This window comes from Flavobacterium sp. JLP, from assembly GCF_015350755.1.
In the GTDB taxonomy this organism is placed as follows: domain Bacteria; phylum Bacteroidota; class Bacteroidia; order Flavobacteriales; family Flavobacteriaceae; genus Flavobacterium.
This window is the reverse complement of sequence record NZ_JADKPS010000011.1, coordinates 15,142-37,770: the sequence shown is the minus strand read 5'-3', so window position 1 is coordinate 37,770 and position 22,629 is coordinate 15,142. Positions and strand designations below refer to the sequence as shown.

The following is a 22,629-nucleotide window of genomic DNA, read 5'->3' as shown; positions in this document are numbered from 1 at the left end:
TTAGCCAGCATTTTTCATAAATTATGATAAAGTGCATTTTTAAATTCTTCAATAGGAAAAGGCTTGCTTAAAAGCTTAAAAACATCTTTGTTCTCCTTAATCTGTTTAATTTCATCGGGATCTAATGTAGAGGAAAGTATGTAAATTTTGACGTCTTTTTTAAAGGCATTATCAAATTGACTGTACACATTTAAAAAATCAAAGCCGTTCATTATCGGCATCTGGATATCAAGTAAGATAAATAATGCATTGTGTTTTGCTCTATTCTCTCTAAGCCAGTCGAGTCCTTCTTTGCCATTATTGGCAACATGAATTTCGTTTATAAAAAGTACTTTCTTAAATAATTGTTTGATAATAAGCTGGTCGATCAAATTATCTTCAATTAATAAAAATGTAGGTCTAAATGGCATAAGAATTTGGTATAGCTACTATAAACTGGCTTCCAATTGTGCTTTGCGAGCTTACAGTAATGTTTCCTTTAATGTTTTCAACAGCTTCTTTTACAATATAAAGTCCTAATCCTGAACCTTTATTTTTATTTGTACCGAAGTACATTTCAAAAATATTGTCTTTAAATTCATCTTTAATTCCAATTCCGTTATCAGTTACTTCAATTTTATGAAAATCATCAGCTACGTAAGTTTTAATAGAAATGAACATTTCTTGTTTGCTGCTGTCAGCGTATTTGATAGCATTTGAAATTAAATTCGAAATAATGATTTTTAATCGCAAACCATCACTCTGAATTTGGTCTACTAATAACTCTTTTGTAAAAGTAATTTTGTTTGCATTTTCAATATGCATCAATTGCGAAATGGCTTCATCAAAGAGTTCCTTTAGGCTAACAGGTTCCATGATAATTTGTTTTCGTTTATTTTTGGAATAATCAATTATATCACTTATAAATTGATCTTGTTTGGCAAGACTTTGATGCATCAGACATAAATAATCTTTAATCTGAACGATATTATCTTCTAATTGCGTTATTTCAATTAAGCCTTTTAAAGACGTAATAGGAGACCGTAAGTCATGCGATGCACTGTAAACAAAACGGTCAAGTTCATGATTTACTAATATCAGATTTTCATTTTTAACTTCGATTTCTTTTTTAGAAACTATTAAACGTTTTACCATTATAGAATAATAAAGACAAACGCTGCAGACAATAACCAAAATGAAAAAAATGTTTGTAATGATCAGCAAATCTTTTATTGAACGGGTTCCTTCTCCTAAAGTATTAGAAAAGTTACGCTCATTAACTGTTAATTTGTCGCTTATAGCACTTATTTGCTGAATAAATTTTTGTTGATCATCGATAGTTAAAATGTTTCGGTTTATTTTAGCATTAATTTGTTGTCCGATGATAAATAATTTGAAAATCAACTTATCGCCTTGTTCCCATTCATGAATTGCCTTTGATAAGAAAGAAACGTGTTTAAAATTATCAAACATCCAAATAAGATCGTTGAGATCTTCGCTATGATTTCTGCCTACAAGAAGTGCTTTTCGTGCTACGGAATTGTCTCCTGCTTTCATAAGCGTTATTCTTGCAAGCCCATCGCCTTGAGGTACTCTTAATTCTTCTAAATATAATTTCCATTGATTTTGATCTTTGGTATACAGATAGGTTATTAAATGCCGAGAGGCATCTTTCTGTCCTTTCGAATAATGTGATTCGCCATTAACATAAGCTCTGTTGGCAGACAATATTTTTATCGTAAAAAAATTGGTACAGATTAATAAGGCACATGAAATAAAAACAATTAACAGAAGAATAAAAACATTTGGAAAACGCAGCTTTTTTAAAATTTGAATCTTGTTCATAATTTTTAATTTGTAGGTTAATAATTTTGATTCTTTTTATGAACTTTTGGCAAATTTGTTTGCTGTCTTTATAAACAATATGGGGAATTGAATATAGTAAAAAATAAACAAATGTTAATGAAATATTTACATTTTATGATTTAGAGCATCTCTACCAAATTTAATAAAAAAATAATACAGTCTGACAAAATGTTCTGAATTTTCTGTCTTTTTAAATATTTTAAATTTAATGTATTGTTTATCAGTAATTTGTTTTTTAATATGAAGTAGTTGTGCTTTTCGTAAAGAGTTTTTGATTTATAATATAGCGTATCAGAAAAGCATCTAATAATAAAAAGTATTATTTTTTTGTTTAATCTTAAAGAGCCAAAAAAATGATGTAAATAAAAAAGCTGCAAAATTTTTATACTTGCAGCTTTCATCTTTTGATTGATTTTTGAAACTATATTACATTTAATTAAACATTCCTATTCGTTTTAATTTTCAAATTAAGTTTATTTCGGCAAATATTGATTTGGATCTTCGCTTTCGAATTTTGGATTTGAAATTTCTTCCTTTATAAAACTTAATTTAGGTTCTGCATGCGCCGAAGCAATATCAAATTGTGGCTTAGTTACAATCGCACTTTTAATTTTGACAAGATTGATTCCGAAATAGATTAAACCTCCAATGCCAATTAAAGCCAAAAGGATATTGGTATAAAAGTCAATTCCCGATTTATCTAAATTTTGAGCTAAAATAATAAGTCCTAGAGCTGTAAAAATAAATCCCCAATATTCCATCTTTATCCAGAACAGACTATGATTACTTTTGAAATTTATTTCTTTTCCGGTTTCTTTATCAATAAAAACTCTCAAAGTCCGATTCCATCTGATTCCAAAAATATAACTGAAAATTCCAGCAACATAAAGCGGAACAATAAAACACAAATCAATATATGTTTCTGGGAAAATTGAGATACAAGAGAAGATTGCGATGAATAATATTAAAACAGAGAGAAATCCTCTTCCTGACCAAACTATCATATTTTTATTTTTTAAGTTGAATGCTTATTTATTAAAGTCCATTTCATCATAATTGGACCATCAATGGTAATGAATTTATTAAGAATAAACATTTATTACTCCTTTAAAGAATTGAATACCACCAAATAAAATAGCTCCCCAAAAAATGAAGCCAATATCAGCAAATGTCAAAATAGTACCGCCACAAAACCATAAAGCTCCGTAAACCATATCTTTTCGTGCTTTTTCGTATTGAGCTTCCTGAATTTGAATTTCTAGATTTTCGACAATTAATCCAGCGATCTCAGTACTTAAGCCTTGCTCAACGAGTTTTGCTTTAGTTTCGTAAGACGATTTATTTTCGTTTAATAAAAGATTAGCAGCATAATTGTAAAATTGATCTGCAACATCTTCTGCTTCGTGTGTGGTGGTTTCCATAAAGTGGTGTTTGGTTAGTTTATAATTTTTTGGTTTACAATATTAACAATGTACGGCTATCATATTATAGTGTAAAATGACACGTAAAAAATTTACATTTTGATTTTCAAATATAAATAGTTGAAACTTTATAAAGTTACGGGAACACGTAAAATGGATTTTTTTTAGATAAAAAAAAACTGCAAATAATTTTTGCAGCTTCTATAGTAATATTAAAAAAAGTGTGATTTATTTAATTTTTGAGAATTTATACTCACATCCTTCGTAACATATAAGATAAGTTGGTGATAAAATCATTTTTCCATTTTCTGATTTGTATTTTTCAACAAACTTTCCTTTTGGTGTTTCGATTGCAGTTGTAAATCCTGGACATCCAAAATTTAAAGTTAGTATTGAGGTTGTCAATATATAAGTACCTGAAGTACATTCTGTGAATCGAGTAGAAGTAAAAGTTCCGTCACTTTTAAAGGTGTAAGTATAGCCATTTTCAACAGGATTCCATTTTGTGTTTGTTCCTCCATCTCCTATGTAAGCTTCAGTAAATTTCCAAGTTCCAACAATTCCAGTATCTTTTCGCTTAGTTTCATTATCGCTGTTGCAGCTTATTTGCAAGAATAGAATTGCAAGTAATAAAATTATTTTTTTCATGCTGGTTTGTTTTTGGCTAGTATAATTTTTACTTAATACCGACGAATCCGCTTCCAACTCCGTCATTAAAGTTATCAGAGATCGATAATTTATTTTTGTCATCAATTGTAATAATACCTTTTGTTACAATATTTAACGTCTCTTTGTTTTCGCCCATTTCACAAGTTATATACTTTTCCGTTTCGCCCGAGTAAATAGATTTTTGTGTTGTAAGTTCATATTTTCCACTTACAACTTCCTTTCCGTTTTTGGTTATAGAAAAAGTATTGTCTTTCGATAAACTTAATTGAATCGAATTTCCTGTAGAAGTTGGAGTATCATGTATATGAAAAGCAAATCCGCCATCTGTACTTACCCAATTCCATTTCCCGTAGATATCAGAATTTTGAAAGTTGCTTTTGCTTTCAGAACTGCAAGAAATAAACCCAATAGCAAGAATAAAAAATGTAATAATTCTTCTCATAATTTATTTGTTTTTAATAAGATGGTTCGATTTGAAATTGGTTGCGTTATAATTTGTAATATTTTGAAAATTAATTTTTTAAAAACGTTTTTTGTGATGAAGTTAAGAAATTTCTGTAAGATAAAAAAGCTGCAACTTTTTAGGATTGCAGCTTTTTGATATAATGAAATTAGTTTTTGTTTTCTGTAACAAACCAAGATGCAACGAATGCAGTAAATGTACCGAAAAGTCCAACTCCAGCGGTCATTAGAACAGCTGCAATAATTCTTCCTTCAGTAGTTACAGGAAATTTATCTCCATATCCAACAGTTGTTATGGTTACGTATGCCCACCAAATTGCATCTTCAGCAGTTTTTATATTACTGTTTGGATCACGTTCAACTTGGAGAATTGCAATGGCTGAAAAAATAATAAGGAGAATGGCAATAATAGATACAGAGGTGAACGCACCTTTAGCTTTATTTGCGAAAATATGATCAACAACATTTTTTGTGGTTCTAAAAGCTCTAATAATTCTTAGTAATCTAATTAATCGTAACAATCTGCCTGCTCGCAATATATTAATCATTGGAATGCAAGAAACCAAGTCAATCCATCCCCAACGCATGAATTTCAATTTGTTTTCTGTATTTCCTAAACGAATACAAAACTCAATGAAGAAAAATCCGCAAATAGCATTATCAATATAATTTAATAATATTGAAGTTTCTCTTGGAAGAATGTAGACAGAGTCAACTACCAAAGCACCTAAAACATATATAGACAAGATTAATACTATTAGATTTAATAAACTTAATTGGTTGTTTTTTTGATGCGAGTCGTTTGTCATTTCTGGTTAAAGATGTTTTAAAATTATATGCATTTTATAGACGAATGTAATTGATAAAAGAAGAAAATTATTATGGAAAACCGTAATGCAATTGCTAGATAAAAAAATCTTATGTAAACGGTTAGCGCTTGGGATAGGTATATGTTGTGAAGTAAAACGGAGCAAAAGATATAGCCGAAAGCCTGACCCAGAGAGACAAGCCCAAAATATTTTCCAATAATCTAAAATCTGTAATCTAAAATCTAAAATTTCCAAAAAAAGTATATCTTTAACCAACCCAAAATATAAAATAATGCAAGAAAACGACCAAGAACATTTTAAAAGAGAACTCGGATTACTAGACGGAACTATGCTTGTTGTAGGTTCTATGATTGGATCTGGGATATTTATCGTAAGTGCCGATATCGCGAGACAAGTAGGATCTGCCGGATGGCTGACTCTAATATGGCTGATATCTGGATTAATTACCATTATCGCCGCTGTAAGTTATGGAGAGCTCAGTGCAATGTTCCCAAAAGCGGGCGGACAATATGTTTACCTAAAAGAAGCATACAATAAATTAATTGCCTTTTTGTATGGCTGGAGCTTTTTTGCCGTAATTCAAACGGGTACAATCGCCGCCGTTGGTGTGGCTTTTTCAAAATTTGCAGCTTATATTTATGAGCCTTTCAGCGACGAAAATATAGTATTTGAACTTGGTTTTTTTAAACTTAATGCAGCGCAGATCGTGTCAATTTTCACAATCGTGTTACTGACTTACATTAACAGTCGGGGTGTAAAAAATGGGAAAATTCTACAAACTGTTTTAACGATCATCAAAATTTTATCATTACTAGGTTTAATCGTTTTTGGATTAACGCTTGCAGCAAAAGCTTCCGTTTGGGATGCCAACTGGGCAGATGCTTGGACAACACGTTCTTATAATGTTGATAGTGGTTCATGGCTTCCGATAAGCGGAACTGCTTTGATTACCGGAATTTCGGCTGCAATGGTAGGATCATTATTTTCAAGTGATGCTTGGAACGGTGTTACATTTATTGCTGGTGAGATTAAAAATCCAAAACGTAACGTTGGTTTCAGTTTATTTCTTGGAACTTTTATCGTAACGATTATTTATGTTTTAACGAATTTAATGTACTTGGCTGTTATTCCGCTAGACGAAATTGCAACAGCAAAATCAGATAGAGTAGCGGTGGTGGCTTCTCAATATATTTTTGGTGATATAGGTACTTTGATTATCGCAATTATGATCATGATTTCGACTTTTGCCTGCAACAACGGACTAATTATGGCTGGCGCAAGAGTTTATTATACCATGGCAAAAGATGGCTTGTTCTTTAAAAAGGCTGCCGTTCTTAATGAATCGAGTGTTCCTGCTTGGGCTCTTTGGGCACAGTGTATCTGGGCTTCGGCTTTATGCTTGACAGGGAAATATGGAGATTTATTAGACTTTGTAATTATAATTGTTTTGATTTTTTACATTTTAACAATCTACGGAATCTTTATTTTACGTAAAAAAATGCCAGATGCAGAAAGACCTTATAAAGCCTTCGGGTATCCTTTTTTACCAATGTTATACATCATTATTGCAACAGCAATTTGTATCTCACTGTTATTGACTAAATTCTCAACTTGTGGCTGGGGAGTATTGATTATGCTGACAGGAATTCCGGTATATTACTTAACAAAACCTAAGGAATCTTAATAAAAAGTTGCTTTCCCGAAGTTTTCGGGACTAAGATTTTAAATAAAAAAACGCTTTGTGTAAACAAGGCGTTTTTTATGCAATCGATTTTATCCAGTTTAAGATTTAAAAATTAACTTGAAGATCAGAAGCAATTTTATCTTCAGTAGGTCTTAAAAAAATAAGATATACAATAACCAAAACTCCAAACAATACAAATTCTGGTTTTAGAAATAATATGATAAAAGCAGCGCCTTCAAGAATTCCCCAGCGAATAACTGAAGCAGTTTGGTACGTTGGCAGTTTTTCTTCAAGGGTTAAATCTTGATCTACTTTTTTTAGAAAGGATTTAAATAAAAAATTACTTAAAAGGATAGCAATAAACGGAATTATTGCATACACGATTGAGGAAGAATCAAGAACAGGAATTTTTAATGTTTCATTCGAAAACTCACCTAACATAAAGTAAGTAATAATTACACCAGCGCAAATGGCTAGGTGAATGGTTTTAAGGATTTTAATTTTTTCGGTCATTATTTTTTTTGGTTTTAGAAATGCGAATATAGAATTAATTATCAATTATAAAAACAGGAAAAATAAGACACAAAATTTGTTTGACTCTGCGTAAAAAATATCTTCATAGAGCTGTTTTAATCTATTGAATCAATGGGTAAAACTAATTGTAATACAGCGAATTTTGCGAAAAAAAACATAAAAAAAGACACTACTTAATTTGCAGCGGCAAAAAATGTAGTGTCGTTTAATTTAAATAATCTGTAATTAAGCTATTTCAGTTTCTACAGAAGATTTTATAGTTGAATTAATAATAGATATGGTAAGAGGATCTGTTTCTCCAGAGAAGAAAGCGTCTAATATTTCTTTAAATACAGGATTTGTATTTTCTACTAAAGAAAAAAGCGTCATTGAAGAGCGTAATTTTCGTGCATCTAAATCGCCTAAAATTCCATCTGCTGATTTTCTTTTAAAAGTCAAAAACAGTTCTGAAATTTCGATAAGATGTTTTCCTAAAATAGGATGCTCTAAAAATTCGGCAGCTTCTTTAAGATCGGCAATCGCGTAAAGATTTGCAGTATCACTAGTACCCAATCCTTTTATCTGAGGAAAAATAAACCACATCCAGTGTGTTTCTTTTTTTCCTTTTTTAATTTCAGAAAGAGCAGTAAGATAAAGTTTATTTTGCGCATCTAAAAAACGCGATAAATCATTGTTTGAATAAGCCATTTTGGTATTTGTATTTTAAAAAAGGGTTGCAAAAGTAGTAAAAAAGAAGGGGTCTGCCTAATAAAAGGTTCATACAGTCAGTATTTTAACTTTTTTCGACAGAATTTTCCTCATGCCTGTGGTCTGAAAAATAACTCATTTTGAGTTATTTAGAAATCATACATTACGATGAGTTTGTCTAAAAGTTAAGTTTATTCTCGGTAAAACATCTCGTGCCGTTTTCGGAACCTGATGCTGCCAAAAACTATTTGTTGTTCCTGCCATCAATAAAAAAGAACCATGATGAAGCGGAATTTCGACCTGCGGAATTTCCTTGCTGAATTTATGACGAAGCCTAAACATTCTAGTTTCTCCAAAAGTCACCGAAGCAATAATTGGGTTTGGTCCTGTATTATGTTCTTTGTCGCTGTGCCAGCCCACGCCGTCATTTCCATTTCGGTATAAATTAAGCAAAACGGTATTAAAATCCTGCTGCGTTTCTTTTTCTACCCGACCTCTGATAGTCAATAATTCGTAATTCCAATCGGGACCTTTTGGGTCTGCTCCCGGATTATCTTTATCCTCATACCAGGCGATCATTCTGGGAACCGTATAGGTTTTGTCATAAATTTCCATTTCATATTCTCTCCATTTGGTTTTGCAAAGCAGTCTTTCATAAAAACGGTCAGATTCTTCTTTGGAAAAAAAGTTATCAATCAAAATCAATTCAGAATCAGGAATGTCAAATACTTTTTTTCCTGCCAAACCTGGGGTAAATAATTCGGTGTCGTTAAATAATGTCATTTTTTCTTCTTATTTTTTGTCAATTTCAATCCACACGGGCGCATGATCGCTTGTTTTTTCCCAGCCTCGTACATGACGGTCAACTCCGCCGGAGCGTAGTTCTTTTGCTATTTGCGGACTCAGTAAAAAATGATCAATTCTCAATCCAGCATCACGTTCATAAGCCTTTCTAAAATAATCCCAAAAAGTATAAATCTTCTCATCAGGATATAATTTTCTAATGGCATCTGTCCATCCTTGCGAAACAATAGCTGCAAAAGCTTTTCGAACTTCAGGCAGGAAAAGTGCATCTTTTACCCATTTTTCAGGTTTATAAACATCTAATTCTGTTGGCATAACATTAAAATCACCAACGAGTATTACTGGAATTTTTAATTTCAGCAAGGTTTCTGCACGCTCAGCCAAACGATCAAACCATTTTAGTTTATATTCTAATTTAGGTCCCGGTGCCGGATTTCCGTTTGGAAGATAAAGGCAGGCAATTACGATTCCGTTAATCAAAGCTTCAATATAACGGCTTTGAATATCCTCATCATCGCCCGGAAGAATGCGTGTTACTTCTTCAATTTCCATATTTCGGGCTAAAATTGCAACGCCGTTCCATTGTTTTTGTCCGTGCCAAATCGCATTATAACCCGCATCATTTATCGCTTTAAGCGGAAATTTATCCTGCGGTGCTTTTAATTCCTGCAGACAGACAATATCTGGAGTCGCTTCTTCAAGCCAGCGCAGTAATACATTTAATCTTCCGTTGACTCCGTTTACGTTATAAGTGGCTATTTTCATAGTAGATTTAATTAGTTGTGCTATTAAATTTACAGCTTTTTATACATATATATTTACACAGTTTCCTATTCTTATTTCAGGAATTGTTTGTTAAAGAATACTTTACCCGGATGTTTTTCTGCGTAAGCAAAAATCAAATGCACCATATATTGATTGCTTTTATAAGGCGTAACATAGTTTTTTACTTCTGATGGATCATGGATCGAAACATCTGTCGGAATATGTCCCATACCATAAAAATGACCGTTTTCAATCCAAATACAGCTGCGTTCATCTTTGCTTCTTCCTTTGTCTATAATGGCAAAAGTGGGGCGGTTGCTTAATAGAAAATCAATTGCATTGTCGACTTGCTCGTTGTGAACCGAAACCTCAGGCAAGCTTTTTAGATCATTATTCTGAAAAATTTCTCCTTCTTCCGGTCTTGAATATTTGCAGAACCTTTGATCAATTTCAAATTGTTCAGCCAGACTTCTTAGTAAATCTATCGCGTTATACAAACTATTAAATTCATGAATACAAGTTTGAAATTTGCTTAGTTTTCCAACAGCCAAATATTTGTAGCCGTTTCTTGCTTCGTATTGATAAATGCCGAATTTTGCTTCAAAACGTTTTAATGCTCTATTATAGGTTGGCCAAAGCTGTTTTATTTCGGTGCATTCTAACAAAAGCGCCATTAATTCTGTAGCACAGACTTCAAAGGAAATGCTATAGATATCTCTTAAAAAATGCTGTCTTTGCGGATTGATTTTATGACCGCTAAAATGAGAAGCAACACGTTTTTTTAAGTTGATTGCTTTCCCGACATAAATCACTTTTTTCTGCTGATTATAAAAATAATATACACCTGGTTTTTCTGGTAAATTATTAAAATCTTCTGGAGGTAAATTGGGAGGCAAACGCTGATCTTGTGAAGTCATTTTGACCATTTTTGCAATCTCACCTTCCTCGTCCCATTCCAGCAATTGAGAAAATAATATTGCAGTAGCATCTGCATCTCCGCCAGCCCGATGCTGATTTTCTAAAGGTATGTTTAGCGAATAGCAAAGTTTTCCCAAGCTGTAAGACGCCAATCCCGGTTTAATTTTTCGTGCTGCACGAACGGTACATAATTTTCTGGCGGTCCATTTAAATCCCGCTTGTTCCAATTGATGACGCACAAATGAATAATCGAAGTTAACGTTATGCGCGACGAAAATACGATCGGTAAGCATTTCTAAAACTTTCTCAGAAATATCATCGAAGATTGGCGCATTAGCCACCATTTCGTTATTAATACCTGTTAATCCAAAAATAGAAAGCGGTATTTCTTTTTCGGGATTAACAAGCGTTTCAAAGCGATCGATTACATTTTTTCCGTCATGAATGATGATCGCAATTTCTGTAATACGGCTGCCACTGGCATTCCCGCCTGTGGTTTCAATATCTACTATGGCATATTCTTGCTTTTTCATCTTTGTTTATATAACGTGAAAGCTGTTCTTATTCTTGTAACATCAAAATCTTTGTAACTATTTGCTTTGAAATTTCATTCGATGTCTCGGCAAGTTAATTTCATGTGCCTGTGGATACGGTTCGCGATGCGTTGGACTGACATCTTCCTTGATTAACTGCTGTGTTTTAAACTGATCTTTAGCATCCATATACCTTGGATCAGGAATAAAGGGCATTTTAGCCATTTTAGTAATTGTGATAGTTGGAAAATGATAATCAACTTCGACATTTCCTAATAAAAGATAACAGCCGCCACCCTGAAAAGGATATTGCGCTAAACAATCCGGGAAATGCGCTGTGTCAAAATAAGTGCCTTCATGATCAATCCAGGTTCCAAAATACATGTTTCCTTTTTTAGTGGGTACTTGTTTTCTGGAAATCAAATAAGCCAGCATTCGAACTTGCTTTTTATGATGAATAACCAAATCTTTAGCCATAATATCACCGCGATGTTTGGTTTGTAATAAATCAAAAATAGTACAGGATACAGGAAAACTTAACAATTCGATTTCATCAAAAGCATCTTCAAAAACAGAACGTTCTAAAGTTGGAAGTTTATATTCTTTAACGGGTTCTTGTAAAAGCATCAAACTTCTGTTTTCTGGTTTAAAATTATTCAGAAGCAAACTGGCAATAACCAGAAGCTGATTTTTGGTTTTTCCTGTGAAACGAAATGCATCTATAAAAATCAAAATTTTAATACTTTCAATTCCAATTGGAATCCGATTGATAAAATCTTCCAAAGAAAGAAAATCACCATTTTTGTCTCTATCTGCTTCTATTAAATTTGCTGTTTTTGATTCTAAACCCTGCAAATGCATAAAGCCCAGATAAATATCGTTTCCGTAAACGGTAGTTTGATATTCGCTTTTATTCACACACGGATTAAGGATTGTTGCTCCAGACATACGTGCTTCGTGTACATAAACTTCTGTTCTGTAAAATCCGCCTTGATTATTAATAACCGCTGCCATAAATTCTACAGGATAATTGATTTTAAGATACAAACTTTGGTAACTTTCTACTGCATAAGAAGCGGAGTGCGCTTTACAAAATGAAAATCCTGCAAACGATTCAATCTGGCGGTAAATTTCCTGACTAAGAGCTTCAGGATGTCCTTTTTGGGCACACGAAGCAAAAAAATTATCTTTTACTTTTTGCAATGCTTCTTTAGAACGCCCTTTTCCAGACATAGCACGACGCAGAATATCGCCGTCTGCAGCAGGAACGCCTCCGTAATGCTGGGCAATTTTGATCACATCTTCCTGATAAACCATAATACCATAAGTTTCACCGAGATGTTCTTTGAAAACCTCATGAAAATATTGAAACTGATCTGGATTATTATGACGAAAAATATATTCTTTCATCATTCCGGATTGTGCAACGCCGGGGCGAATAATAGAAGAAGCCGCTACAAGAATCCTATAATTATCACAATTTAAACGGCGCAATAATCCGCGCATTGCGGGACTTTCGATATAGAAACAGCCAATGGTTTTACCTTGTGCCAAATGCACATTGCATATAGCTTCATTTTTAGATATAGAAGTGTTTCGAATATCTACTTTTATGCCTCGGTTTTTTTCGATTAGTTTTACGCTGTCGTCGATATGCCCAATGCCACGCTGACTTAGAATATCGAATTTTTCGAAACCAATTTCTTCGGCAATATGCATATCAAAAAGTACAATAGGAAAACCTTTTGGAGGCATTTCTAAAGGCGTATAATTGGTAATAGGTTCTTCAGAAATAATAATACCGCAGGCATGCATACTGCGCTGATTAGGGTATTTATTCATCATAAGACTATAATCCTGAACCAGCTTTACAATAGAATTGGTTTCTTGTAATGCCATCGGATTTTTGGCCAGCATATCTAATTCTTCTTTCGGAAGACCAAAAACTTTTCCGACTTCTCTGAAAATAGAGCGGTGTTTGAATTCTACATTGGTACCGCAAAAAGCAACATGATCACGGCCATATTTATCAAAGATATACTCTAAAATTATGTTGCGTTCTTTCCAACTCCAATCGATGTCGAAGTCAGGCGGACTTTTTCGATTTAAATTTAAAAATCGCTCAAAATATAAATCCAATTCTAAGGGACAAATATCTGTAATACCTAAACAATAGGCGATAATACTGTTGGCACCACTGCCTCGGCCAATGTGCATGAAACCCTTACTATTGCTGTAGCGTACAATATCCCAGGTAATTAAAAAATAACCGCTGAACTCTAATTTATCAATTACTTTTAGTTCTTTTTCTACACGTTTTTTTGCCAGTTCGTGATTTTCGCCATAGCGCCATACTAATCCTTTCTGCGCCAGTTCAGTAAGTTTTGCTATATCTTCTTCACGACTTTTAGTAAAAAACTTTTTGTTTTTGGGTGTTGTAAAATCATATTCAAAATGGCAGGAATTAATTATTTGCTGTGTGTTGGATATTATTTCAGGATAACGTTCATAGTAAGGTAAAAGATCTTCTAGAGGCAACATTTTCTCAGACGTTTTACAATAATCAGTTTCTGTTAGTTTCGAAAGAATAATATTCGTATCAATCGCGCGTAAAATTTTATGCAGATTAAATTCTTTTTTATTTCTAAAAGTTACCGATTGCAGTACAACCATTTTAGAAATTTTATCTTTATGTTCTGATGTAAAAAGCCTTGAAACTTCATCCGCGCGAATGCCGATAAACTCATTTTCACGAAGTTTTGCTGGAGCATTTTCTAAAGTGTAAATAATAAAAGCCGATTTGAATTTGGGAGCAATTAGAGGTAAAGATTCTCCGCTGAAATTATGATCCGTTAAAAACCGATTCATTTCACCCAAACCTTCAGGGTTTTGAGCCAAACCTATATATCTAAATTGATGTTCTGAACGGAATTCTATGCCTACTAAAGGTTTAATTTCTGCTTTATCACATCCTCTTATAAAATCATAAATTCCAGTTACCGTATTAATATCTGTAAGTGCCATTGCTTTTACGCCACAAGAAACAGCCTCTGTGATGAGATCATCGAGAGGAATCGTGCCGTAGCGAAGTGAATGATATGAATGACAATTGAGATACATGATTATTTACTGCGTTTTAAAATTTCGTCTTTGGTATTCGGTTTAAAAGAAGCTCCGGCACAACGCATTACGGCATCAAAACCATAACGGGTTTTCATTTTATCCATAGCGGCATAAAGGGCTAACATTTCCTCGGTATCTTCAAAAAGATTAATTTGATACGTACCGCGCACGAGTCCGCTGCAGCGAATACCAATCAAACGCAATCGCATTCGGCGTTGGTAGAGTTTTTCAAAAAGTTCCATTACATTTTTAGTCAAAATATGATCTGCTGAAGTGTAGGCTATTTTGCATTGTTTGGTTTCTGTATCAAAATTGGCGTAGCGTATTTTAACCGTAACTGTTGAAGTCAGCCATTGTTCTGAGCGAAGCTGAAAAGCGAGTTTTTCGACCATTCCCACAAGCACTCTTTTCAGTTTTGCAATGTCAATTGTATCCTGAGAAAAAGTATGTTCGGTAGAAATTGATTTTCTTTCGGTGTAAGGTTCAACTGGGGTATGATCAATTCCGTTAGCCTTTTTCCAAATATCCAAACCATTTTTGCCAATCATTTGTTGTAAAACTTCAGGAGGCATTTCAGATAAAGTTTGAATTTTTCGAACGCCTATTCGAGATAAAAGCTGAAAAGTCACAGCTCCAACCATAGGAATTTTTTGAATCGATAAAGGATTTAAAAATGCCTGTACATCATTTTCTGGAATTTCAAGATTCCCTTTTGGTTTGCCTTCGCCGGTAGCAATTTTAGAAACGGTTTTATTGACAGATAACGAAAAACTGATAGGAAGTCCGGTTTCTGTAATTACAGATTGTGCCAGTTCATTTGTCCATTTATAACTTCCGTGAAATTTATCCATTCCGGTAATATCAAGATAAAATTCGTCGATACTGGCTTTTTCCATTATCGGTGCTTTTTCCTGAATAACCTGTGTAACATCATGCGATAATTGAGAATATAATTCCATATCGCCTTTGATGATTTTAGCCTGTGGACAAAGTTTCATTGCCATGTGGATGGGCATGGCAGAACGTACACCAAAATAGCGTGCTTCATAGGAGCAAGAAGCTACAACTCCTCGGTCACCTCCGCCTATAATAAGCGGAATGCCATTGAGTTGAGAATTGGTGCGTCTTTCGCAGGATACAAAAAAGGTATCCAGATCCATATGTACAATTGCCCTTGCCATTTTCCTTTTTGTTTTTGTATAAAGCAAAATTAGTACAGATGATAACAATTTTTTGTATATTTGCTGTTCCAAATTATAACAAATTAATTATGTCCTTATTTTCAGACAATATCAGAGCATTAAGGGTTAAGCATAAAATATCACAAGAGAGATTAGCTGAAAACCTTAAGATTACCAGAGGAAGATACGTTAAATACGAAGATGGAACTTCAGAAGCGCCGTATGATATTTTAAAGCAGATCGCTTTATATTTTCATATGAGTATCGATTTGTTATTGTCTGTCGATATACGCAAAATCAATATAGAAAACTTAATAAAACTAGAGGGCAACCGACTCATTTTGCCTATCCAAGTCGATCAATTTGGTGAAAATTATATCGAAATTGTTTCTCAAAAAGCAAAAGCAGGTTATCTAAACGGATATGCCGATCCAGAATATATTGAAAGTTTACAGCAGGTTTCGCTTCCGTTTTTAGGACCAGGAAAACACCGCGGATTTCCGGTAGAAGGCGATTCTATGCCTCCGCATGAAGATGGTTCGATCATTATCGGACGCTATGTGGAAAGGCTGGGAGAGGTAATGGATGGAAAAACCTATATCTTGATTACCAAAAATGAAGGTATGGTGTACAAACGTCTCAATAAAAATAAAAAGAATTCTTTAGTTTTGGAATCGGATAATAGTTTTTACCCAAATTATGAGGTGAAAGCTTCTGATATTTTAGAGATTTGGGAGTACGAATGCAACATCGGCCGATCTGATAAAAAACAGCAGCTTTCTGAAACTGAAACGATGAAAGAACTGCTTCTTGAAGTAAAAAGAGAAGTGATGGAGATTAAGAATAATACGGCGAATACGTAATTTTCAGCTAAACAGATTATTTTTTTTCGCCACGAATTCACGAATTTTGATTTAATAATTTCTTGAATTCCTGGCGAAAAACTTTAGACAAAGCCATTCAATTCTTTTAATCTGTAGCTTTAAATAAACTTTGTGCCTTAGCGCCTTTGTGGCAAGAAATCTAAAAAACCTTCACAAAACCCAATCCATATTGCTGCCCATTATAAAAAGGCATTACCATAGAAGTTGACTTACTTTCAGAAGACGATTTGAATAATTTTTTAGTGATATAGGGATTCATCCAATACGCCAATTTAGTGCTCAAAATTCCAATTCCAGCTCCTGCAGCAACATCGGTTAACCAGTGGCGGTTGTTGTAAATTCTAAATAATCCGGTTCCGGTTGCAACGGCATATCCGGCAATACCGTACCAAATCGATTTATCTTTGTATTCCTGCCATAAAAACTCGGCTCCGGCAAAAGCAGTCGCAGTATGTCCTGAAGGAAAAGAATTGTTCGAACTTCCGTCTGGACGTTCTTCATGCACAATCGATTTTAAACCTAAAACCGTTGAAGCCATTATAACATAAGAAGTCATAAATATTACAGAACGATCCCGCATATTATTTTTACCTTTTACGCCAAAAGCATTTAAAGCATAAACTGATGCAGCGGGTGCATATTGAGAGAAATCATCAATGGTAATTTTCTCATCAATGTCTTCAGTAACTTCATTTTTTATCTGATGATTAAAACTTAGGAGCTGATCATTTCCAATTCCAATAACGCCATAGCCAATTAATACACTGGGAATAATTAATTGCTTATAGTTAAATTTTAATTGATGAGCAGTGCTGTCAATTTTTACAATTGAATCATTTTGCTGTGCATTTGCAGAAAAAAATCCGACTAAAAATACTAGGGAAATCGTTTTTTTAAACATCTTTCGTTATCGTTATAAGTTGCAATAATAACGAATGTACGCTCTAACTATTTTCTGCTTAATTGAACCTTAAGCCGATATTAATTTGTTGGTTTTAAATAGTGTAGTTTGATTAAGATTGGCTAAATTTTCTCAAATTCCATAGGAATGATTTTCATATAATACATTCAATAATATCGAACCTATGGCTTTTTTACATTGTGAAATTTCTTTGCCAACAATATAAATCGAGCCTACGGCTCTTTTACTATTTTTGTTTAAACAATTAACAATTATTCTTATACTTTTAACGAAAACCAAAAAGTACTCCCCAATCCCAAATTACTTTCTACACCAACATTTCCATTCTGGGCTTCAATAAATTCTTTGCTAATTGCTAAACCCAATCCTGTTCCGGATTTTTGACTTCCCGGAACCTGAAAATATTTATCAAAAACTTTGTCTTTGTATCTTGTATCTATTCCTTTTCCGGTATCGATAACCTGAAATACGATTTGATTATTTTCTTTTTTTAATTTGATAAAAATGGTGCTTTTTTCAGAAGAATACCGAATAGCATTCGACAAATAATTAATTAAAACCCAGCCTGTTTTTTCACTGTCGGCTTTTACGTCTTCAAGATTTTCATCTGCATTAATAACCAATTTAATCTGTTTTTGATCGGCTTGAACTTTTACTGCTTCAACAGCATAATTTACAATTTCGTGCGGATTACTTTTTTCAATATTTAGTTGAATATTTCCAGTTTCCAATTGTGATAAATTGAGTAATTCGCCTGTAATTTTCAACAATCTTTGACTATCATCTTTTATACTTTCAACCAATTGTTTCTGGTCGTCGTTCATGTCGCCCGTTTTGGCATTTTCGAGCAATTGCAGACTTAATTTTATAGAGGCAATAGGTGTTTTTAATTCGTGTGAAACCGTGGCAATAAAATTGGTTTTGGCAAAATCCAATTCTTTAAAAAGTGTAATATTTCGCAGAATAATTACATCACCAATATTGATTTCTTTTTCTTCACCAGTCGGAATTATGGTAATATTCAGAATTTCTTTTTCAAAATAACTTTCTTTTCCGTGGGCATAAATTTTAAGCGGTTGTTTTTTAGGTGCATTGACATCATCTTTTAAAATCAACGACCGAATCAAATCATTTGATAAGGCCAAATTTGAAGCCGATTTTCCAATAACATCTTCCAATTTCAAACCAATAATTTTTAGCGCTTCGTCATTGGCAAACAAAACAATTCCTTCATTGTCCAACCCAATAATAGGATCGTGCATATTATTGATTAAAGTTTCCAGTCGTTTCTTCTCAAAGAATAATTTGTACAAATTACTATCATTATATTCCTGAAGTTTCTGTGCCATCGTATTAAACGACTTTGCAAGATCACCAAATTCGCTATGACTTGTAAAATGTACCCGTTCTGAATAATTTTTATTGGCTATTTCTTTAATACTCAGCGTTAACTCCTTTATTGGGTTTGCAATATTATTAGGTAAATTAACGAGTAGATTAAACGCGATTAAAAAGCATAAACTTCCAACAATGGCAATCCATAAATTAGCATTTTCGGCGGTAAGTTTAGCAATGTCACTTTTCTGTTTTATAGCATCCAGATTGAGTTTCATAATAGCAAAAATATCCTGCCTGATTTGTGTTTTGAGCACTTCATTTGCTCCATTTTTTTCTAAAAGAGCAAAGCTTTTCTCTAGGTTTGCAGTTGCTTCTTTTTCTCCAGGTTCGGTTACATTTTGAGTTTGTTTTTCCAGATATTCTTTAAAAGTCTGAATCTCATTATCTGGATTTGCTTTAATTTCATCCAAGGACAAGATCATATTTCGCGAATATTCAAGCGTATTATAATTCGCTTTCAGAATATTCTCTGTATCTGCTTTTATCAAAAAAACAGAATAACCGCTCACTAACGAAAGTATAATGATCATTAAAAATAATAATCCAACTCCCAGATTTAATTTGGTTTTAATTCTCATAATTTTAATTTTTGTAAAATGTTTGCTGTGAGATGTAAAATGTATTTCACAAAGATCATTTCAAATTTTACAGCCAACATTTCACGATAATATAACAAGATCAACATTTGATAAAGACAGTTTGTTTAACAAACGCCTGAAAATTGTTGTAGACAAAATTACTTTAAATAAATTCAAATGCGGTTTTCCAATGCAGACAGTTGTAATTTGTTTTTCTTCCGCAGTAATCAAAATCGCATCGGCAATATTTTTATGTTCTAATTTAATAACTTCCGCGCCTAATTGTACGGCGAGTTTAAAGTTATTTATTAAATGACGCTGTTTGTCTAAAGCAATTTTAGTACTGCTTTCCTGTGGTGTTTCTACATACAAAACATACCAGCTTCCGTTGTAATAACTTGCCAATCGTGCCGCTTTTCGAATCACGATTTTAGCTGTTTTATCATTACTGCTAATGCAAGCCAATAATTTTTCATGTCGTAAAGCATGAAGATTCGGAACTTCATTCTCAACTTTTCGAACGACTTGACTCGCTACTTCTTTCAAAGCCAGTTCTCGAAGTTGAAGAATTTGTTCCGATTTAAAAAAGTTCGTTAAAGCCGTCTGAATTTTATCCGGAGTATAAATTTTTCCTTCTTTCAAACGCGCAATCAAATCTTCAGATGTTAAATCGATATTTACGACTTCATCTGCCAATCGCAAAACATTATCTGGAATGCGTTCCTGAACATCAATGTTTGTAATCCGTTTTACATCTTCATTTAAACTCTCAATATGCTGAATATTAACAGCTGAAATGACATTAATTCCTGCATCCAGAATCTCCAAAACATCCTGCCAGCGTTTTTCATTTTTGCTTCCTTCAACATTCGTGTGCGCCAGTTCATCAACAATTACCACTTCTGGGCGAAGGTTTATAATCGCCTGAACATCGAGTTCTTCTAATTCTTTTCCTTTATAGAAAATCGTCCGTCGCGGAATCACAGGCAAACCCGCCAATAATTCATGCGTTTCCTTTCGCATGTGCGTTTCGATGTAGCCGATTTTTACATCGATTCCGTTTTTCAATAACGAATGCGCTTCCTGAAGCATACGAAAAGTTTTGCCCACACCGGCGCTCATCCCAATGTAGATTTTAAACTTTCCCTTTCGTGATTTCTGAATCAAATCGAGAAAGTGCTGTGCGTTATTATTTTCGTTTTTCATACTTTATTGGGTAATATGTTATCTGTAAAATGTAAAATGTTTTGCGTAATGTTAAGTACATTTTACATTTTACAAAAAACATTTCACATTACTAGAAAGAAATCGCCAATGAAGTCGTTACAAACGTATTGGTATCCGTTGGAAGATTGTTTTTTGTAAATATTTCATCTTTGCTCGAAAGATTTCTGGCTTCAATTCTAAACATAACATTATCAGTAACTAAGTAATCAAAGTTAGCTGAAAAACCGTAAGTTTTAAAACCGTTTGGCGTTTCAGTTGCAATGATTACTCCTTTTTCGTCGCTGTAATATTCACCGCGTGCTGCAAGCTGAATTTTGTCTGTTGGTTTGTATTGCAGAATCAAAACTGGTGAAAACCAAGTGTCGTATTTGTTACTGTTTTTAGCTGATTGCTGTGATCCAACATCAAAACCAGCTGTAATGTTTGTTTTCTCTGTTACTTTAAATTGTCCGTAAAAGTTATTAAAATAACGCCATTTTTTATCAATATCCGGCTGTTCATTTCCAACATAAGTGCTCCAGTTCAAAGCCACTTTATCAGATGGTTTGTAGGTAATCTGAGTTCCAAAAGCCGGCGTTTGATTACCTTCTACTTTCTCAATTCGTTGCCAGCCATTCAAATACATTCCTGCCAAATACCATTTTCCAGATTCAGACGTATAGCCAATTTTTACTCCCGTTTCATAATAAGGAGAATTCTCAGCCAAAATGCTTCTCGTTAAAGTCTGACAGTCTTTTCCAATGGCGCTTTCAAAACCAATATGCGAAGGCATAATTCCCGCGTCAATCCATAAATTATGGTTTTTCGAAATCTTCACGCCAACATTTGCTTCGTAAACATTTTTCAACAAACCTTGTTCTGCAGCCATATTATATTCGGCATAAGTTCCTGCCATCAAGGCAAAATTACCCCGAATATTTTCTTTAGAATAATTCACTTTCGCCATACCCAAATTCAGGTTTACCTCGTTACTTTTATTGTAACTGTAAAAAAAGTTTGGTCGAGTATGATTTTCCGGTTTCCCGAAATCATAACTATAATAAGCGTCTATATATCCTGAAAATGTAAACGGACTTTTTGTTTCTTCTTGTGCGTGTAAATTGCTAAAACCAAAAGCGATTAAAGCAGTAAGTATTATTTTTTTCATTTTTTTTATGGGTATTCAAATTATTTATAAGTAGATTTTTTTAGGAGCTAATCCCGCTATCCGTTTCAATCTTTTGTGCCGAACCCCGGCACAAAAGGATTTCCACTACTATCGGGGCTAGGCATTTGGGGTAAAAAGGCGTTTTGTTTCCTAACAGGTTTTTAAAACCTTGTAGGTATTAATTTTAAAGTTTTGGTTTTATCGCTTGGTTTGTCATCCTGAGGAACGAAGGATCACAATAGTAGCTCGACAAAGATTGGCGATCATGCAGACAGAGTTTCTCGTGTGATCCTTCGTTCCTCAGGATGACAAACTACATGGTTACTCCATGATAATAGTTGATGTCGATTTTCATACCTACAAGGTTTTGAAAACCTTGCAGAAGAAAACCTTAGAACCTTAGCGACTCAGAACCTCAGAACCTTTTTTAGAAAGCTCATCCAGCGCCACATTCAATTCCAAAACATTCACAGTTTCTGGGCCAACAACAGCCGTATTAATTTTAGATTCAACCAAAGCTTTTACTTTGGCTTCATCCAATTTTCTTTCCTTAGCAATTCGTTTTACCTGAATCAAAGCGCCTTGCGGAGAAACATTCGGATCTAAACCACTTCCTGAAGCCGTCACCATATCTGATGGAATTTCAGATTTTTTCAAGTATGGATGAACAAGTAAAAGTGTATCAATTCTTTTTTGAACCAAAGCCAGATATTCAGCATTACTTGGTCCTTTGTTGCTTCCGGCACTTCCCGCAGCATTATAATCTACAGCGGAAGGTCGTCCCCAGAAATAATTCGACTTATCGAATTTTTGGCCAATTTTTTGGTAACCAACCACTTTTCCGTTAACCGAAATCGTTTCTCCTTTTCCTTGATTTGGAGCCAATTGTGCGATTCCGTAAATCGCTAAAGGATAAATAACCGCAAACAAAATCAAAGTAAGTACGGTAAGTTTTAAGAGTGAAAATATTGTTTTCATGTTTCTAATGTAAAATGTTAGATGTAAAAAGTGATTTGT

Annotated in this window: 21 protein-coding genes; 2 read left to right on the top strand and 19 right to left on the bottom strand. The window is 33.7% G+C overall.

Annotated features, from left to right (window positions below):
• Positions 1-14: 14 nt before the first annotated feature.
• From IRZ83_RS19135 to IRZ83_RS19105, 7 genes are all read right to left on the bottom strand, one after another.
• Positions 15-410 carry a response regulator gene (locus IRZ83_RS19135; protein WP_194570744.1) on the bottom strand — a complete coding sequence of 132 codons (396 nt, stop codon included), beginning with the start codon at positions 408-410 and terminating at the stop codon, positions 15-17.
• Complete coding sequence (locus IRZ83_RS19130; protein WP_194570743.1) at positions 400-1,824, bottom strand: sensor histidine kinase; 1,425 nt, start codon at positions 1,822-1,824, stop codon at positions 400-402. Before IRZ83_RS19130 ends, IRZ83_RS19135 begins: the two co-directional genes overlap by 11 nt.
• 494 nt (positions 1,825-2,318) lie before the next feature.
• Positions 2,319-2,849, bottom strand: coding sequence for a hypothetical protein (locus tag IRZ83_RS19125; RefSeq protein ID WP_194570742.1), 531 nt, complete (start codon positions 2,847-2,849; stop codon positions 2,319-2,321).
• Positions 2,850-2,927: 78 nt separating this feature from the next.
• Entirely contained in the window at positions 2,928-3,266 is a 339-nt protein-coding gene (locus IRZ83_RS19120; RefSeq protein WP_029273460.1) for a hypothetical protein, read from the bottom strand.
• Positions 3,267-3,494: 228 nt separating this feature from the next.
• Entirely contained in the window at positions 3,495-3,914 is a 420-nt protein-coding gene (locus tag IRZ83_RS19115) for a lipocalin family protein (RefSeq protein WP_194570741.1), read from the bottom strand.
• Between the two features lie 28 nt (positions 3,915-3,942).
• The gene (locus IRZ83_RS19110; RefSeq protein ID WP_194570740.1) at positions 3,943-4,377 is read right to left on the bottom strand and encodes a hypothetical protein; all 435 of its coding nucleotides are present in this window, start codon (positions 4,375-4,377) and stop codon (positions 3,943-3,945) included.
• A gap of 169 nt (positions 4,378-4,546) precedes the next feature.
• Positions 4,547-5,206: a potassium channel family protein gene (locus IRZ83_RS19105; RefSeq protein WP_194570739.1), complete on the bottom strand. Its 660-nt coding sequence runs from the start codon at positions 5,204-5,206 to the stop codon at positions 4,547-4,549.
• A 292-nt stretch (positions 5,207-5,498) separates the two neighbouring features.
• Between IRZ83_RS19105 and IRZ83_RS19100 the strand changes: the two genes are divergently transcribed.
• Positions 5,499-6,911, top strand: coding sequence for an APC family permease (locus tag IRZ83_RS19100; RefSeq protein WP_029273464.1), 1,413 nt, complete (start codon positions 5,499-5,501; stop codon positions 6,909-6,911).
• Positions 6,912-7,016: 105 nt separating this feature from the next.
• Here the strand turns inward: IRZ83_RS19100 and IRZ83_RS19095 are convergent, their stop codons facing one another.
• The 7 genes from IRZ83_RS19095 to dinB all read right to left on the bottom strand — a co-directional run bounded on the left by IRZ83_RS19095 (position 7,017) and on the right by dinB (position 15,456).
• On the bottom strand, positions 7,017-7,424 hold the full coding sequence (locus tag IRZ83_RS19095; RefSeq protein ID WP_029273465.1) for a hypothetical protein: 408 nt from the start codon (positions 7,422-7,424) through the stop codon (positions 7,017-7,019).
• Positions 7,425-7,670: 246 nt separating this feature from the next.
• Positions 7,671-8,132: a DUF1810 domain-containing protein gene (locus IRZ83_RS19090; protein WP_029273466.1), complete on the bottom strand. Its 462-nt coding sequence runs from the start codon at positions 8,130-8,132 to the stop codon at positions 7,671-7,673.
• 156 nt (positions 8,133-8,288) lie between these two features.
• The gene (locus IRZ83_RS19085; protein ID WP_194570738.1) at positions 8,289-8,915 is read right to left on the bottom strand and encodes an alpha-ketoglutarate-dependent dioxygenase AlkB family protein; all 627 of its coding nucleotides are present in this window, start codon (positions 8,913-8,915) and stop codon (positions 8,289-8,291) included.
• A gap of 9 nt (positions 8,916-8,924) precedes the next feature.
• Entirely contained in the window at positions 8,925-9,701 is a 777-nt protein-coding gene (gene xth, locus IRZ83_RS19080) for an exodeoxyribonuclease III (RefSeq protein ID WP_194570737.1), read from the bottom strand.
• 71 nt (positions 9,702-9,772) lie between these two features.
• The gene (locus tag IRZ83_RS19075; RefSeq protein WP_194570736.1) at positions 9,773-11,152 is read right to left on the bottom strand and encodes an exonuclease domain-containing protein; all 1,380 of its coding nucleotides are present in this window, start codon (positions 11,150-11,152) and stop codon (positions 9,773-9,775) included.
• A gap of 57 nt (positions 11,153-11,209) precedes the next feature.
• Positions 11,210-14,272, bottom strand: coding sequence for a DNA polymerase III subunit alpha (locus IRZ83_RS19070; protein ID WP_194570735.1), 3,063 nt, complete (start codon positions 14,270-14,272; stop codon positions 11,210-11,212).
• Positions 14,273-14,274: 2 nt separating this feature from the next.
• A complete protein-coding gene (dinB, locus tag IRZ83_RS19065) occupies positions 14,275-15,456 on the bottom strand; it encodes a DNA polymerase IV (RefSeq protein ID WP_029273471.1) in 1,182 nt (393 codons plus the stop codon).
• A gap of 89 nt (positions 15,457-15,545) precedes the next feature.
• Here dinB and IRZ83_RS19060 point away from each other — a divergent pair, with 89 nt between their 5' ends.
• Positions 15,546-16,319 carry an XRE family transcriptional regulator gene (locus IRZ83_RS19060; protein WP_029273472.1) on the top strand — a complete coding sequence of 258 codons (774 nt, stop codon included), beginning with the start codon at positions 15,546-15,548 and terminating at the stop codon, positions 16,317-16,319.
• Positions 16,320-16,479: 160 nt separating this feature from the next.
• Here the strand turns inward: IRZ83_RS19060 and IRZ83_RS19055 are convergent, their stop codons facing one another.
• From IRZ83_RS19055 to IRZ83_RS19035, 5 genes are all read right to left on the bottom strand, one after another.
• On the bottom strand, positions 16,480-17,241 hold the full coding sequence (locus IRZ83_RS19055) for a phosphatase PAP2 family protein (RefSeq protein ID WP_194570734.1): 762 nt from the start codon (positions 17,239-17,241) through the stop codon (positions 16,480-16,482).
• 278 nt (positions 17,242-17,519) lie between these two features.
• On the bottom strand, positions 17,520-19,238 hold the full coding sequence (locus tag IRZ83_RS19050) for an ATP-binding protein (RefSeq protein WP_194570733.1): 1,719 nt from the start codon (positions 19,236-19,238) through the stop codon (positions 17,520-17,522).
• 81 nt (positions 19,239-19,319) lie between these two features.
• The gene (locus IRZ83_RS19045; RefSeq protein WP_194570732.1) at positions 19,320-20,444 is read right to left on the bottom strand and encodes a universal stress protein; all 1,125 of its coding nucleotides are present in this window, start codon (positions 20,442-20,444) and stop codon (positions 19,320-19,322) included.
• 91 nt (positions 20,445-20,535) lie between these two features.
• Positions 20,536-21,612: a porin gene (locus IRZ83_RS19040; protein ID WP_194570731.1), complete on the bottom strand. Its 1,077-nt coding sequence runs from the start codon at positions 21,610-21,612 to the stop codon at positions 20,536-20,538.
• Between the two features lie 399 nt (positions 21,613-22,011).
• Positions 22,012-22,590 carry a K(+)-transporting ATPase subunit C gene (locus IRZ83_RS19035; RefSeq protein WP_194570730.1) on the bottom strand — a complete coding sequence of 193 codons (579 nt, stop codon included), beginning with the start codon at positions 22,588-22,590 and terminating at the stop codon, positions 22,012-22,014.
• Positions 22,591-22,629 lie beyond the last annotated feature (39 nt).

Coding starts and splice junctions, on each gene's coding strand:
- IRZ83_RS19135 (WP_194570744.1), bottom strand. CDS start 410: ATGCCATTTAGACCTACATTTTTATTAATTGAAGATAATTTGATCGAC.
- IRZ83_RS19130 (WP_194570743.1), bottom strand. CDS start 1,824: ATGAACAAGATTCAAATTTTAAAAAAGCTGCGTTTTCCAAATGTTTTT.
- IRZ83_RS19125 (WP_194570742.1), bottom strand. CDS start 2,849: ATGATAGTTTGGTCAGGAAGAGGATTTCTCTCTGTTTTAATATTATTC.
- IRZ83_RS19120 (WP_029273460.1), bottom strand. CDS start 3,266: ATGGAAACCACCACACACGAAGCAGAAGATGTTGCAGATCAATTTTAC.
- IRZ83_RS19115 (WP_194570741.1), bottom strand. CDS start 3,914: ATGAAAAAAATAATTTTATTACTTGCAATTCTATTCTTGCAAATAAGC.
- IRZ83_RS19110 (WP_194570740.1), bottom strand. CDS start 4,377: ATGAGAAGAATTATTACATTTTTTATTCTTGCTATTGGGTTTATTTCT.
- IRZ83_RS19105 (WP_194570739.1), bottom strand. CDS start 5,206: ATGACAAACGACTCGCATCAAAAAAACAACCAATTAAGTTTATTAAAT.
- IRZ83_RS19100 (WP_029273464.1), top strand. CDS start 5,499: ATGCAAGAAAACGACCAAGAACATTTTAAAAGAGAACTCGGATTACTA.
- IRZ83_RS19095 (WP_029273465.1), bottom strand. CDS start 7,424: ATGACCGAAAAAATTAAAATCCTTAAAACCATTCACCTAGCCATTTGC.
- IRZ83_RS19090 (WP_029273466.1), bottom strand. CDS start 8,132: ATGGCTTATTCAAACAATGATTTATCGCGTTTTTTAGATGCGCAAAAT.
- IRZ83_RS19085 (WP_194570738.1), bottom strand. CDS start 8,915: ATGACATTATTTAACGACACCGAATTATTTACCCCAGGTTTGGCAGGA.
- xth (WP_194570737.1), bottom strand. CDS start 9,701: ATGAAAATAGCCACTTATAACGTAAACGGAGTCAACGGAAGATTAAAT.
- IRZ83_RS19075 (WP_194570736.1), bottom strand. CDS start 11,152: ATGAAAAAGCAAGAATATGCCATAGTAGATATTGAAACCACAGGCGGG.
- IRZ83_RS19070 (WP_194570735.1), bottom strand. CDS start 14,272: ATGTATCTCAATTGTCATTCATATCATTCACTTCGCTACGGCACGATT.
- dinB (WP_029273471.1), bottom strand. CDS start 15,456: ATGGCAAGGGCAATTGTACATATGGATCTGGATACCTTTTTTGTATCC.
- IRZ83_RS19060 (WP_029273472.1), top strand. CDS start 15,546: ATGTCCTTATTTTCAGACAATATCAGAGCATTAAGGGTTAAGCATAAA.
- IRZ83_RS19055 (WP_194570734.1), bottom strand. CDS start 17,241: ATGTTTAAAAAAACGATTTCCCTAGTATTTTTAGTCGGATTTTTTTCT.
- IRZ83_RS19050 (WP_194570733.1), bottom strand. CDS start 19,238: ATGAGAATTAAAACCAAATTAAATCTGGGAGTTGGATTATTATTTTTA.
- IRZ83_RS19045 (WP_194570732.1), bottom strand. CDS start 20,444: ATGAAAAACGAAAATAATAACGCACAGCACTTTCTCGATTTGATTCAG.
- IRZ83_RS19040 (WP_194570731.1), bottom strand. CDS start 21,612: ATGAAAAAAATAATACTTACTGCTTTAATCGCTTTTGGTTTTAGCAAT.
- IRZ83_RS19035 (WP_194570730.1), bottom strand. CDS start 22,590: ATGAAAACAATATTTTCACTCTTAAAACTTACCGTACTTACTTTGATT.